The following is a 13,901-nucleotide window of genomic DNA, read 5'->3' on the forward strand; positions in this document are numbered from 1 at the left end:
TGGCGTGCGTCCTGAGATCTCCCGTACCCACTGAGGATCGATCGAACAAAGGACGACGCCCATGGCGGCAAGCAGTGCAGAGCGACAGGCCATGTCGCGCGCGCTCGCACTCGCGCTGCGGGGCCCACGCGGCGTGAACCCGCAGGTCGGAGCGATCCTGCTCGATGCCGACGGCACGGTACTGGCGGAGGGGTGGCACCGCGGCGCGGGCACGGCGCACGCCGAAGTCGACGCGCTCTCGAAGCTCGATGCGGGTGCGGCGCGCGGCGCCACCGCGATCGTGACCCTGGAACCCTGCAACCACACCGGTCGCACCGGCCCGTGCGCGCAGGCTCTGATCGACGCCGGCGTCGCGCGCGTCGTGTACGCCCTGGACGACCCCGGTGCGCTGTCCGGCGGCGGAGCCGAGCGTCTGCGCGGCGCGGGCGTCGAGGTCGAGGCGGGTGTCGAGACGGAGGCGGCGCAGGCCCTGCTGGAGTCGTGGTTCACCGTGCAGCGCCTCGGCCGTCCGGAGATCACCGTCAAGTGGGCGCAGAGCCTGGATGGCCGCGCTGCAGCGGATGACGGTTCCAGCCAGTGGATCACCGGGCCGGCGTCGCGAGCCGACGTGCACCGTCGCCGGGCGTCCGCCGACGCGATCATCGTCGGAACCGGCACAGCGATCGCCGATGACCCTGCACTCACCGCGCGCGATGGTGACACGCTCTTCCCCACACAGCCCGTGCCTGTCGTGATCGGTGCTCGTGAGGTCCCTGCGGATGCAGCGCTGCGACGCCACCCACGTGAGCCGCTCTTCTACTCCGGGCCCGACCTGCACGACATCGTCGCTGATCTCCGAGACCGCGGCATGCACTCTCTCTTCATCGAGGGCGGCCCGACCCTCGCGAGCGCCTTCCTGGCGGCAGGTCTCGCGGATCGGGTGCTCGCCTACGTCGCGCCCGTGCTGCTCGGCGGCTCCCGCGTGGCACTGAACGACATCGGCGTCGCATCCATCACCGAGGCTCGACGCCTCGTCGTCGACGAGTGGGTTCCCCTCGGCGATGATCTGCTCGCCGTCGCCCGGCTGGCAGACGCTCCACAGGCTCAGACGAAGGGATCCTGATGTTCACGGGAATCATCGAAGAGATCGGCGAGATCACGGCCATCACACCGGCCGGAGACGGCTGGCGCCTCACGGTCCGCGCGCCGCAGGCGGTGGCAGACGCGGTGCACGGCGAATCCATCGCCGTGAGCGGAGTGTGCCTGACCGTCGTCGGTTCGACCGCCGAGACGTTCGACGCGGACGTCATGAAGCAGACCCTGGACGTCGCGGCGATCGCGGATGCCACCGTCGGCAGCCGCGTCAACATCGAGAAGGCCATGCCCGTCGGCGCCCGACTCGGAGGACACATCGTTCAGGGCCACGTCGACGGTGTGGGCCGCGTGCTCGAGGTGCGCCCCGGTGCACAGTGGCAGGTGCTTCGCATCTCCCTCCCCGACGACCTGGCCCCCCTCGTCGTCGACAAGGGCTCGATCTCCGTCGACGGCACCTCCCTGACGGTGAGCGCCGTGAGCGCTCCCGACGCCGCTGAGGCGTGGTTCGAGGTCTCCCTCATCCCCGAGACTCTGACCGCGACCACCCTGGGCGCCCGTGCCGTCGGCGATCGCGTCAACCTCGAAACCGACATCCTTGCCCGTCACGTCGAGCGTCTGCTCGCGTTCCGCGTCACCCCGGAAGGAGGCTCACGATGAGCCTTTCCACGATTGCCGAAGCTCTCGAATCCCTGCGCGCCGGCCGGCCCGTCATCGTGGCGGACGACGAGAACCGCGAGAACGAAGGCGATGCCATCCTCTCGGCAGAGCTCGCAACCCCCGAGTGGCTCGCCTGGACCGTCCGCTGGTCCTCCGGCTTCGTGTGCGCGCCGATGACAGCCGACATCGCCGACCACCTCAACCTGCCGCCCATGGTGGAGGTCAACGAAGACGCCCGCTCCACGGCGTACACGATCAGCGTCGACGCCGCAGAGGGGGTCACAACCGGCATCAGCGCCGCCGACCGCGCGCGCACCCTCAACGTGCTCGCCGCGGCCGATGCGCAGCCGACCGACATCATCCGCCCGGGCCACATCCTGCCTCTGCGCGCCGTCGATGGTGGCGTCCGCGAGCGCAGCGGCCACACGGAGGCTGCCGTCGAGCTCATGCGTCTCGCCGGCCTTCGCCCGGTCGGGGCGATCGCCGAGATCGTGGACGAAGACGGATCCATGATGCGCCTGCCCCGTCTCCTGGAGCTCGGCGAGCGCGAGAGCATCCCGGTCATCACCATCGAACAGCTCATCGCGTACCTCAACGAGCACGAGCCGATCGATGCCGCGCCGCCGAAGCGTCGCCGCGTCAGCCTGCGCGCCGACTCGACCGTGCCCACGACGCACGGCACGTTCCGCTTCCTCGCCTACAAAGACCGCGTCACCGGCACCGACCACATCGCGGTCGTGTCGGGCGAGCCGACAGAGACCGCACTGGTGCGCGTGCACTCGGAATGCCTGACCGGCGAGGCCTTCGGATCCCTCAAGTGCGAGTGCGGCCCGCAGTTGGATGCGGCGCTCGACGCGATCGCGGTGGAGGGCGGCATCGTCATCTACATGCGCGGACACGAAGGACGCGGCATCGGCCTGATCAACAAGCTGCGCGCCTACTCGCTGCAGGAGGGCGGCCTCGACACCGTCGACGCGAACCTCGCCCTCGGTCTGCCTGCCGATGCCCGTGAATACGCCGCGGCAGCGGGCATCCTGACCGACCTCGGGGTCTCCAAGGTGCGTCTGCTGACGAACAACACCGACAAGGTCGCGCAGCTGCGCGAGCTCGGACTCGACGTCGTCGAGCAGGTGCCGCTGATCGTCGGCGTCGGCCCCAACAACCACCAGTATCTGGAAACCAAGCGCGACCGCATGGGACACATCATCGGCGAAGAAGAACTCGCCGATGCCCTCGCGCAGAACAGCACCACAACGACCGAGGAGAACGCATGAGCGGCGCAGGAGCACCCCAGACCGGCGGCATCGACGCGAGCGGCGTGAACGTCGTCGTCATCGCCGGCACCTGGCACGACGCGATCACCGACGGCCTGATCGCGGGCGCACAGCGTGTCCTCGACGAGACCGGTGCCACGCACCGCGTCGTCCGCGTGCCCGGATCGTTCGAGCTCGCCCTCGCCGCCCAGGCCGCCTTCGCGGGTGGCGCGGATGCGGTCGTCGCGCTCGGCGTGATCATCCGCGGCGGCACCCCGCACTTCGAGTACGTCTCGGCGGCCACCACCGACGGTCTGACCCGCGTCTCCCTCGACGCCGGAAAGCCAGTGGGCTTCGGTGTGCTGACGCTCGACGACGAACAGCAGGGTCTGGATCGGGCGGGGCTCGAGGGCTCCAAGGAGGACAAGGGCGCAGAAGCGGCGGATGCTGCGCTGCGCATGGCGCTGCTTGTCCGCGATCTGCGCGGCTGATCGCCGGCCCTCGCTGAGGTCTGCCTACCTAGCGGCGCCTGGCTTTCCGGAATACCTTTAGGGGTATGGAAACCCTGCGCCACATTGTGCTCTTCGTTCACCTCATCGGCTTTGCGGTGTTGTTCGGATCCTGGGCGGTGCAGGCATTCGGCGGCAAGCGCGAGGTGACGCGTCTGATGAACATCGGACTCGCCATCGCGGCCGTCGCAGGACTCGCGCTTGCTGCGCCGTGGGGTCTGCCCGCGGATGTGACGATGAACTACGCGAAGATCGGCACGAAGCTCGTGATCCTTCTCGTCATCGGTGCGCTCATCGGCATCGGCTCGGCCCGTCAGAAGCGCGGCGAGGGCGTCGCACCGGCACTCTTCTGGGGTATCGGCGTGCTCACCGCCGCCAACGCGGCGCTCGCTGTGATCTGGTAATCCACCTGGTTTCACGGAATGCCCTGGGTGCGACGCACCGGGGCACTTCTGTTTTCCGGGGATGCTGCGCCCGAGGCGTAGACTCCCCCATGCTCCGGACGGAGCCAACGATCGGAGGAACTCGTGGCCACAGCCGTCGCGCCCGCAAACCCACGCTCACGCGTGATCACCGCCAGCCTCGTCGGCACGACGATCGAGTTCTACGACTTCTACGTCTACGCGACGGCCGCTGTCCTGGTGTTCCCGATCCTGTTCTTCCCGACGGGAAACGACACCACCTCGCTCCTCGCATCCTTCGGTGTGTTCGGCGCGGCGATGGTTGCACGACCCATCGGCGCGATGGTGTTCGGCCACTTCGGTGACAGGTTCGGACGCAAGGCGACACTCGTCGCATCCCTGCTCACCATGGGAATCGCGACGTTCCTCATCGGTGTCCTGCCCACGTTCCAGCAGATCAACTGGTGGGCCGCTCTGCTGCTGCTCTTCCTACGCCTCGCCCAGGGCTTCGCCCTCGGCGGCGAGTGGTCGGGAGCGGCGCTCGTCGCGACCGAGAATGCCCCGGAGGGCAAGCGCGCCTGGTACGGCACTTTCCCCCAGCTCGGAGCTCCGATCGGCTTCATCATCGCGAACGGCATCTTCCTCGCGATCAACGCGCTGCTGCCGCATGAGAGCGACCCCTCGCTGAAGTCCGAGGCGTTCCTCTCCTGGGGCTGGCGCGTGCCGTTCCTCTTCTCGGCCGTGATGGTCATCGTCGGCCTGTGGGTGCGCCTGCGCCTCGTCGAGTCCGAAGCGTTCACGCGTGCGGAGTCCAAGGGCACGATCCGCAAGTACCCACTGGCGACGGTGTTCCGTCACCACTGGAAGCAGCTGATTCTCGGCACGTTCATCATGCTGGCGACCTACGTGCTGTTCTACCTGATGACGAACTTCACGCTCACCTACGGCACGAAGGCGGCGAGCCTGGAGGCCGCCTCCGCCGCCGCACAGGCCGCGGCCGAATCCACGGGCGCCGCGTTCGATCCATCCGCCTTCGCGGCTCAGTTCTATCCCGGCCTCGGATTCGGGTACACCAACTTCGTGATCATGCAGATCGTCGGCGTCGTGTTCTTCGGTGTCTTCACGCTCGTCAGCGGCCCGCTCGCAGACCGCATCGGCCGCAGGAAGCTGCTGATCTGGGTGACCGCGGCCATCCTCCTGTTCGGCTTCACCTTCAACTTCTTCCTGCTGCCGCAGGCGACGCCCGAGCTGACCTTCGCCTTCACGCAGGCCTTCCTGATCCTCGGCTTCCTGCTGATGGGACTCACGTTCGGCCCCATGGGCGCGCTCCTGCCCGAGCTCTTCCCGACCAACGTGCGCTACTCGGGCTCGGCGATCGCGTACAACGTGTCGTCGATCCTCGGCGCCGCGGTCGCACCGCTGATCGCGGTCGCACTGTGGTCATCGGCGGGCGGCGCACCCTGGCTCGTCGGCATCTACCTCTCCGCGATGGCGGCGCTGACGCTCATTGCGCTGATCCTGTCGCCGGAGACGAAGGATCTCGACCTGAACGCCGAGCTCGGAGTCCCCGCGCAGCCCTAGGCGCGGTGCTTCGGAGGAGAACTCCCGGATCGGAGGAGGATCTGCCGCTGGCGGTCCTCCGATCCGGGAGTTCTCCTCCGTGCCGTACGCGCTCGGGGTCACGAAACAGGCAGCGCATAGGAAGTTCGGCAGACAATGAGAGGCATCCATGAGCCGACCCACAGATAAGGCCACTATGTCTCGCACGGCGATGTCCCGCCGACGCGGCCGCACCAGCGCCCCCGAAGGGCCCCGCGCCACGTTCCGCCAGCTTCTCCCCTTCCTGTTCGAGCACAAGACCGTGCTCGTGTGGGTGACGATCCTCAGCGTCATCGGCGCGGTCGCCTCCCTGGTGCAGCCGCTGATCGTCGGCCAGGTCATCGACCGCGTGCAGAACGATCTCTCGCTCGGTCCGCTCATCTGGGCGCTCGTCGCCTTCGTCGTGATCTCGTCGATCATCTCGGGCTATCAGCACTACCTCCTGCAGCGCACGGGCACGGCGGTCGTCTACTCGAGTCGCCGCAAGCTCATCGCTCGCATCTTGCACCTGCCGATCAGCGAGTTCGACGCCCGTCGGACCGGCGATCTCGTGTCGCGCGTCGGCACCGACACCACGCTTCTCTACGCGGTACTGACACAGGGGCTCGCGGATGCCGTGGGCAGCATCCTCATCTTCGTCGGCGCCCTTGTCGCGATGCTCCTGATCGACCCTGTCCTTCTGCTGCTGATCGTCGTCGTGATTGGCGTCTCTGTCGTGGTCGTCGTGCTGCTGAGTTCGCGCATCCGGACGGCGTCGACCGCTCAGCAGGAGAAGGTGGGCGAGCTCGCCTCCGGCGTCGAGCGGGCCGTCAGCTCGATCCGCACCGTCCGGGCTTCGGGCGCGACCGATCGCGAGACCGAGACGGTGAGCGCGCTCGCGAAGGACGCCTACGGGCTGGGTGTGCGGATCGCGAAGATCTCCTCGATGGTGGTGCCGGTGGCCGGCATCGCTCTGCAGGTGTCGCTGCTCGTCGTGCTGGGTGTCGGCGGCTTCCGCGTCGCCGACGGCTCGATCACGATTGCGAGCCTGGTGACGTTCATCATGTTCCTGTTCATGCTGATCATGCCGCTGGGTTCCGCCTTCGGCGCGATCACCTCGGTCAATCAGGCGCTTGGTGCGCTCGGGCGCATCCAAGAGGTGCTCGATCTTCCGACCGAGACGGAGGCGGATGCCACCGCTGCCGCCGAGATCGGACGCGAGGCGGACGACCCGGATGCCCCCGCGCTGGAGTTCCGCGATGTGCGCTTCCAGTACCCCGAGAACGTCATCGCCGCGCGCGCGGCTGCCGCGAAGGAGGCGCAGTCACTGCTCGTCGACGCGCACCTCGAACGTGCCGACGACGTGGTCGAAGACGGCCTCAGCGAAGCATCCGCCCCCGTCGCGCACGAAGTGCTGCGGGGTGTCAGCTTCGCCGTCCCCCGGGGCGCACGCGTCGCACTCGTGGGTCCGAGCGGTGCAGGTAAGAGCACCATCCTCTCCCTCATCGAGCGCTTCTACGACCCGACCGGCGGCTCCATCCGCCTGCACGGCCACGACGCGCGCACCTACCCGCGCGACGAGCTGCGCGCGCACTTCGGCTACGTGGAGCAGGATGCGCCGACGCTCGCCGGCACTCTCGCCGACAACCTGCGCCTCGCCTCGCCCGACGCGACCGATGCCGACTGCGAGCGGGTCCTCCGCGCCGTGAACCTCGGCGATGTGCTCGAACGCAATCCGCTCGGCCTCGAAGCACCCGTGGGCGAAGACGGCGTCATGCTGTCGGGCGGAGAGCGTCAGCGCCTCGCGATCGCGCGTGCACTGCTGACGGAGGCGCCGATCCTGCTGCTCGACGAGTCGACCTCGTCGCTCGACGGTGTCAACGAGCAGCGGATGCGCGAGGCGATCGACGCGGTCGCCACGGATCGCACCCTCATCGTGATCGCACACCGCCTGTCGACCGTCGTCGACAGCGACCTCATCGTGGTCCTGCAGGACGGCGTCGTCGTCGGGCAGGGCACCCACACGGAGCTCGTCGAAGAGGTGCCGCTCTACCGCGATCTGGCACGCCACCAGCTGCTGGCCTGAGCCCCGTACCATAACGCGACGGCGAGATGCCGAAGCCACTCAGCCATGGGTGTGCTTCTGACATCCCGCCGTCGCGGGTCTTGTGGTGCCGACTACGCCTTCTGGAGGCGGTAGCGCAGCGAGGCCAGTTCGGCGTTGAGCGCCGGCGGGAGCTTGGCACCGAACGTGGCGAAGAACTCCTCCGTGGAGTCGGCCTCGCGCTGCCATGCCTGCGGATCGACGTCGAAGAGCTCTTCGAGGTCGGCCTGCGTCACATCGGCGCCCTCGAGGTTGAGGTCCTCGATGCGCGGCAGACGGCCGATCGGGCTCTCGATCGCGGTGACCTTGCCCTCGATACGGCGGATGATCCAGTCGATCACACGGGAGTTGTCTCCGAAGCCCGGCCACAGGAAACGCCCGTCAGCGCCGCGACGGAACCAGTTCACCTGGAACACGCGGGGTGCGCGGTCGAAGCGCAGCGAGCGCCCCACCTTGAGCCAGTGCGCGAAGTAGTCGCCCATGTTGTAGCCGCAGAACGGCAGCATCGCGAAGGGATCGCGGCGCAGCTCGCCCAGCGTGCCCTCGGCCGCGGCCGTGCGTTCCGACGAGATGGTCGCGCCGAGGAAGACGCCGTGCGTCCAGTCGGTGGCCTCGACGACGAGCGGGACGTTCGTCGCACGACGCCCACCGAAGAGGATCACGTCAAGCGGAACACCGTCCGGCGACTCCCAGTCGTCCGCGATCTGCGGGCACTGCGCGGCCGGAACCGTGAAGCGCGAGTTCGGGTGGGCGGCCGGGCGTCCGGAATCCGGCGTCCACGCGTTGCCCTCCCAGTCGATGAGCTCGGCGGGGGCCTCGTCCGTCAGGCCCTCCCACCACACGTCGCCGTCGGGGCGCAGCGCGACGTTCGTGAAGATCGTGTTGCCCCAGAGCGTCTCGACCGCCGTGACGTTGGTCGACTCACCCGTACCGGGTGCGACGCCGAAGAATCCGGCTTCGGGGTTGATCGCCCGGAGGCGACCGTCCTCGCCCGGGCGGATCCAGGCGATGTCGTCGCCGAGGGTCTCGACCGACCATCCCGGGATCGTCGGGCGCAGCATCGCGAGGTTCGTCTTTCCGCAGGCCGACGGGAACGCGCCCGCCACGTGGTACGCCTTGCCCTCCGGGCTCACGACGCGGATCAGCAGCATGTGCTCGGCGAGCCATCCCTCGTCGCGAGCGATGACCGAGGCGATGCGCAGCGCGAAGCACTTCTTCGCGAGGATCGCGTTGCCGCCGTACCCGGAGCCGAAGGAGTAGACCTCGAGCGTCTCGGGGAAGTGGACGATGTACTTGTTGTCGTTGCACGGCCATTCGACATCCGTCTGACCCGGCGCCAGCGGTGCGCCGACCGAGTGCACGGTGCGCACCCACGGCGCGCCCTCTGCGATCTGGCGGGTGACAGCGTCGCCGACGCGGGTCATGATGCCGATGGATGCCACGGCGTAGGCGCTGTCCGTCACCTGCACCCCGATGTGCGAGAGCGCGCCACCGACGGGGCCCATCGAGAAGGGGACGACGTACATCGTGCGACCGCGCATCGAGCCCTCGAAGAGCTCGCCGATCTGCGCGCGCGCCTCGGCGGGGTCCTCCCAGTTGTTCGTGGGGCCGGCATCCTCCTCCTTTTCGGAGGCGATGAAGGTGCGGCTCTCGGTGCGCGCGACATCACTCGGGTGCGAACGGGCGAGGTACGAACCGGGGCGCCACTCGGGGTTGAGCTTGATGAGCTTGCCCTCGTCGACCAACGTGCGCAGGAGTGCGTCGTTCTCGGCGCGCGACCCGCCGACCCAGTGGATGGCAGCGGGCTGCGTGAGCGCGGCGATCTCGTCGACCCAGGCGACGAGATCGGCCATGGCAGGCGTGTCATACGCCGGAGCCGTGCCAAAGCTGCGCAACGGCATCGCGGCCGGGGTGTGCGGGGCGAAGGTCTCGGCGATTGCCATGTCTGCTCCTTTGGAAGGGACGGGGTGTTGTGACCATTCTGCGGCGCATTTTTACGTCTTTTCCGGTGAAATCGACTGTAAGAATCACAGTTCTTTCGATATGATCAAGGAATGAGCACCTCCGGACTCGAACTCAGCACGCTGGGACACCGCATCCGTCATCACCGTCTTGCGCGTGGACTGACACTCGACGAGCTCGGCGCCACTGTCGGCGTCGCCGGCAGCCAGCTGAGCCTGATCGAGAACGGGAAACGCGAGCCGAAGCTCTCCCTGCTCCAGGCGATCGCCCTCGCCACCGACACCGAGGTGACCGATCTCATCTCCGGTGAGCCGCCGAATCGGCGCGCGGCGCTGGAGATCGAGCTGGAGCGCGCGCAGGCCGGATCCGTGTTCCGCCAGCTCGGCATCGCGCCGGTGCGCGTGTCCAAGGGGATGAGTGACGAGACGATCGAATCGATCCTCGGACTGCACCGCGAGCTCCTCCGGCGTGAGCGCGAGGCCATCGCGACCCCGGAGGAGGCGCGCCGCGCGAACACCGAACTGCGCATCCGGATGCGCGAGCGGGGCAACTACCTGCCCGAGATCGAGCGCCTGGCCGAGAAGCAGCTGAAGGCGGCCGGACACACGTCCGGTGCGCTCTCACACCGCACCGTGAGCATCATGGCCGAGCAGTTGGGCTTCGAGCTGCTCTACGTCAACGACCTCCCGCACTCGACGCGTTCGGTCACCGACCTCGAGAACGGCCGCATCTATCTGCCGCCCGCGTCGATCCCCGGCGGGCATGGTCTGCGCTCGATGGCACTGCAGGCGATGGCACACCGCCTTCTCGGCCACACGCCGCCGACCGACTACGCCGACTTCCTGCAGCAGCGTCTCGAGATCAACTACTACGCCGCATGCTGCCTCATGCCCGAGACCGCCGCGGTGTCGTTCCTGCAGCAGGCGAAGAAGGATCGCAACCTTGCGGTGGAAGACTTCCGCGACGCGTTTGGCGTGACGCACGAGGGCGCCGGCATGCGCATGACCAACCTCATGACCGAGCACCTGGGGATGCAGCTGCACTTCCTGCGCGTGGATGCGACGGGCGCGATCACCCGCGTGTACGAGAACGACGGCATCCCGCTGCCCATGGATGTCACGGGATCGATCGAAGGACAGCGCGTCTGCCGTCACTTCTCCGCCCGCCAGGCGTTCACGCAGCAGAACCGCACGACCGAGCACCACCAGTACGTGGACACCCCGGGCGGCACGTATTGGAGCTCCACGCAGACCGGGTCCTCCGGCGAGGGCGAGTTCTCCGTGACCGTCGGAGTGGCCTTCGACGACAGCCGGTGGTGGCGCGGACGCGAGACCTCCGAGCGCGCCGTGTCGCACTGCCCGGACGAGTCGTGCTGCCGTCGCCCTCCCGCGGATGCCACCGACCGTTGGAAGGGGCGGGCCTGGCCGAGCGCCCGAGTGCACACGCACATGTTCTCACCGCTCCCCCGCGGAGCCTTCCCCGGGGTCGATGACAACGAGGTCTACACCTTCCTCGACCGCCATGCGGGTGAGTGATCCACCTCAGCCGGTGACGAAGCGCGCGTAGCGCAAGAGGGCCGCGTCGACCTCCTCGGCCGTCGCGGCCTTCGTGTCGAAGAGGTCCGGCTGTGGAGCATCCGCGTGCCGCCCGAGGGCTGTCGAGTGCTTCCACACGCCGATGACCTGCCCGTCGGCGACGATCACGGGTCTCACCATGCCATTCGCGCCGGGGCCGACGGCGGCGCGAGCGTCGGCATCGGCGACGACGCTGCGGTCCACGTACGAGATGTAGTACTCGTCGAACGGCGGCAGCGCCAGCACGCGGGGTGCGCCGGCGGCTCGGCGGGGGTGCTCGGCCGAGGAGAAGCGTCCCTCCGACACCTCGATGAGATCGGATGCCGCGCGCGCTGCGGCCTCTCTCGCCTGCGATAGCGTGAGCCCCGCCCACCAGGCGAAGTCCTCTGCCGTGGCCGGCTCGTGTCCCTTGATGTAGCGACGGAAGAGCTCTGCGAGCGGATCGTCCGGCGGCGCAGAGTCGGGGATCCACCTGTCCACGAGCACATGGATCTGCTCCCGCGCAACCCCGTCGGAACGGGGCACGACCGGCCCCTGACAGAGCACGCCATTGACGGTGAGGGCACCGAGGATATGGACTCCGCGCTGCGCGCGCGGATCGATGCCGATGCGCTCCAGCACCGCGAAGGCCTCGTCGCGGGTGAGTCCGGGCCCATGCATCCCGTCATCGATCGCGTGGCGCAACGCCTTCTCAGCGCGCGCGAGCACGTCTGCGTCGATGCCGAGCTGCCGCTCGCGTCCTGCGGCCTGCTGTCGCTGACGCGGTCCGGTGATCTGGAGCACCCACGCGAGGTCCTGCGCGGGGATGATGTGCAGCGTCCCGCGCATCGTCCAGGCACGCACGAGTTCGCCCCGCGCGAACTCCGCATCGATGCCGCGGAGCGTCGGCGCTCCGCGGGTGCGGGCGGCAAGCGCCCAACGCCCGCCCCAGAACTCCTGACTCTGCACCGCGAGCATGTGCGATGCCGCCTCGACCGGGGTGCGCGCGGGAGCGGTGAGCCGGTGGGATCGGAGACGCTCGGCGCGGATGCTCATGCGTCCTATCTTCTGCGACGACCGGCCCGCAGAGAAGAAGGAGCGCTGTGGTGGTTCCGGCCGTTACAGAACCAGCACAGCGCCCCGATTCGCCGAGACAGGAGGGACCCGGCGAGCTGTGGGACCCGAAGGTCAGTCGTGCAGTGTCACCTCGCGGCGGGTGGGGAGCACGACCGGATGCGACCCAGCCATGACCTCGAGCACGCGGACGACCTGGCACGAGTAGCCGTATTCGTTGTCGTACCAGACGTAGAGCACGACGTCGTTGTCGGTCGCGATCGTGGCGAGACCGTCGACGATCCCGGCACGGTGGGAGCCGACGAAGTCCGTGGAGACGACCTCAGGAGATTCGACGTAGTCGATCTGCTGGCGCAGCTTGGAGTGCAGCGAGACCCGGCGCAGGTAGTCGTTGAGCTGCTCCTTCTCGGCGGGGCGCTCCAGGGTGAGGTGCAGCACGGCGAGGGACACGTCCGGGGTGGGCACGCGGATCGCAGACCCGGTGAGCTTGCCGGCCAGCTCGGGCAGCGCACGTGCCACGGCCTTCGCCGCTCCGGTCTCGGCGATGACCATGTTGAGCACGGCCGAGCGTCCGCGGCGGTCTCCCTTGTGGAAGTTGTCGATGAGGTTCTGATCGTTCGTGAACGAGTGCACCGTCTCGACGTGCCCGCGCACGATCCCGTAGGCCTCATCGACGGCCTTGAGAACGGGGGTGATGGCGTTGGTCGTGCACGATGCGGCGGAGAGGATGCGATCCTCGGGAGTGATGGTCGCGTCGTTGATGCCGTGCACGATGTTCTTCAGCGCGCCCTTGCCGGGTGCGGTCAGCAGAACCCGCGCGACACCCGTCGAGGCGAGGTGCTGACTCAGGCCCTCTTCGTCACGCCAGCGACCCGTGTTGTCGACGACGATCGCATCGCGGATGCCGTAGGCGGTGTAGTCGATCGTGGCGGGGTCGTCCGAGTAGATGACCTGGATACGGGTGCCGTTCGCGATGATCTGCGACGCGTCTTCGTCGACCTCGACGTTGCCCTCGAAACGGCCGTGCACCGAGTCCCGCAGCAGCAGCGAGGCGCGCTTGACGAGATCGTTGTCGGATCCGCGGCGCACGACGATCGCCCGCAGGCGCAGGCCGTTGCCGCCCCCGGTGTGTGCGATGAGGATGCGGGCGAGCAGCCGCCCGATCCGCCCGAACCCGTAGAGCACGACGTCGGTGGGTTCCCCCGGCTGAGACTCCATGGCGGGGGCGAGTTCGCGCCGCAGGTAGGCGTCGAGGTCCTCACCACTGGCGGCGTGGCCTTCGACGAGGCGGGCGATGTCGATCGAGGAGGCGCCGGGGCCGATCGCGCGCACGGCTTCGAGCACGGCGAGAGTGTCGGCGAGGTCCACCTCACGATGCCCGAGCGCCTCGACACGCTCGTGGACCTCGAGGATGCCGGTCGTGGAGAGCCCGAGCAGCCGGTGCCCGTGCAGGGATGTGACGACGTCTCGTTCGCGGGTGAGGCTTCCGACGAGCGGGATCATCCGCTCGGCGAGCTCTTCCCTGGCCATCCAGTCATCGCGGTGTGCCGCGAAATCGTTCATGTGCGTCCTTGCATGATGGTGGTGCTCCGCGTTCAGCGCGGGGAGGCGGTTCGCCCGCATAAAGGCTATGTGGCAACGGTCGATCTTTTGCCGAAAATATCGCCACTCAACGCCTAAAGATTCACCAGCCCTCACAGAGAAGGAAAAAGTTCGGTTTCTTCACCGCCGCACGC

Annotated in this window: 11 protein-coding genes; 8 read left to right on the plus strand and 3 right to left on the minus strand. The window is 68.3% G+C overall.

What is annotated here, in order from left to right; translation table 11 throughout:
• Window positions 1–61 precede the first annotated feature (61 nt).
• The 7 genes from ribD (at window position 62) to JOD62_RS02910 (ending at window position 7,558) form a co-directional block, all read left to right on the plus strand.
• Entirely contained in the window at window positions 62–1,102 is a 1,041-nt protein-coding gene (ribD, locus tag JOD62_RS02880) for a bifunctional diaminohydroxyphosphoribosylaminopyrimidine deaminase/5-amino-6-(5-phosphoribosylamino)uracil reductase RibD (protein ID WP_204937818.1), read from the plus strand.
• A complete protein-coding gene (locus tag JOD62_RS02885; RefSeq protein ID WP_204937819.1) occupies window positions 1,102–1,731 on the plus strand; it encodes a riboflavin synthase in 630 nt (209 codons plus the stop codon). Before ribD ends, JOD62_RS02885 begins: the two co-directional genes overlap by 1 nt.
• On the plus strand, window positions 1,728–3,005 hold the full coding sequence (gene ribA, locus JOD62_RS02890) for a GTP cyclohydrolase II (protein WP_204937820.1): 1,278 nt from the start codon (window positions 1,728–1,730) through the stop codon (window positions 3,003–3,005). The genes JOD62_RS02885 and ribA overlap by 4 nt, the downstream gene beginning before the upstream one ends.
• Window positions 3,002–3,475: a 6,7-dimethyl-8-ribityllumazine synthase gene (gene ribH, locus JOD62_RS02895; RefSeq protein ID WP_204937821.1), complete on the plus strand. Its 474-nt coding sequence runs from the start codon at window positions 3,002–3,004 to the stop codon at window positions 3,473–3,475. Before ribA ends, ribH begins: the two co-directional genes overlap by 4 nt.
• Window positions 3,476–3,540: 65 nt before the next feature.
• Window positions 3,541–3,897: a Fe-S protein gene (locus JOD62_RS02900; protein ID WP_204937822.1), complete on the plus strand. Its 357-nt coding sequence runs from the start codon at window positions 3,541–3,543 to the stop codon at window positions 3,895–3,897.
• Between the two features lie 123 nt (window positions 3,898–4,020).
• Window positions 4,021–5,475, plus strand: a complete 1,455-nt coding sequence (locus tag JOD62_RS02905) for an MFS transporter (RefSeq protein WP_204937823.1) — start codon at window positions 4,021–4,023, stop codon at window positions 5,473–5,475.
• Window positions 5,476–5,650: 175 nt separating this feature from the next.
• Window positions 5,651–7,558, plus strand: coding sequence for an ABC transporter ATP-binding protein (locus JOD62_RS02910; RefSeq protein WP_204937824.1), 1,908 nt, complete (start codon window positions 5,651–5,653; stop codon window positions 7,556–7,558).
• A gap of 92 nt (window positions 7,559–7,650) precedes the next feature.
• Here the strand turns inward: JOD62_RS02910 and JOD62_RS02915 are convergent, their stop codons facing one another.
• Window positions 7,651–9,519 carry a phosphoenolpyruvate carboxykinase (GTP) gene (locus tag JOD62_RS02915; protein ID WP_204937825.1) on the minus strand — a complete coding sequence of 623 codons (1,869 nt, stop codon included), beginning with the start codon at window positions 9,517–9,519 and terminating at the stop codon, window positions 7,651–7,653.
• Window positions 9,520–9,630: 111 nt separating this feature from the next.
• On the opposite strand from JOD62_RS02915, the gene JOD62_RS02920 reads away from it, so the two are divergent.
• Window positions 9,631–11,073, plus strand: a complete 1,443-nt coding sequence (locus JOD62_RS02920; RefSeq protein ID WP_204937826.1) for an XRE family transcriptional regulator — start codon at window positions 9,631–9,633, stop codon at window positions 11,071–11,073.
• A 6-nt stretch (window positions 11,074–11,079) separates the two neighbouring features.
• Here the strand turns inward: JOD62_RS02920 and JOD62_RS02925 are convergent, their stop codons facing one another.
• Entirely contained in the window at window positions 11,080–12,147 is a 1,068-nt protein-coding gene (locus tag JOD62_RS02925) for a winged helix DNA-binding domain-containing protein (protein ID WP_239526526.1), read from the minus strand.
• Window positions 12,148–12,279: 132 nt separating this feature from the next.
• Window positions 12,280–13,728, minus strand: coding sequence for a glyceraldehyde-3-phosphate dehydrogenase (locus tag JOD62_RS02930; protein WP_204937827.1), 1,449 nt, complete (start codon window positions 13,726–13,728; stop codon window positions 12,280–12,282).
• Window positions 13,729–13,901 lie beyond the last annotated feature (173 nt).

This window comes from Microbacterium keratanolyticum, assembly GCF_016907255.1.
GTDB classification, from domain to species: domain Bacteria; phylum Actinomycetota; class Actinomycetes; order Actinomycetales; family Microbacteriaceae; genus Microbacterium; species Microbacterium keratanolyticum.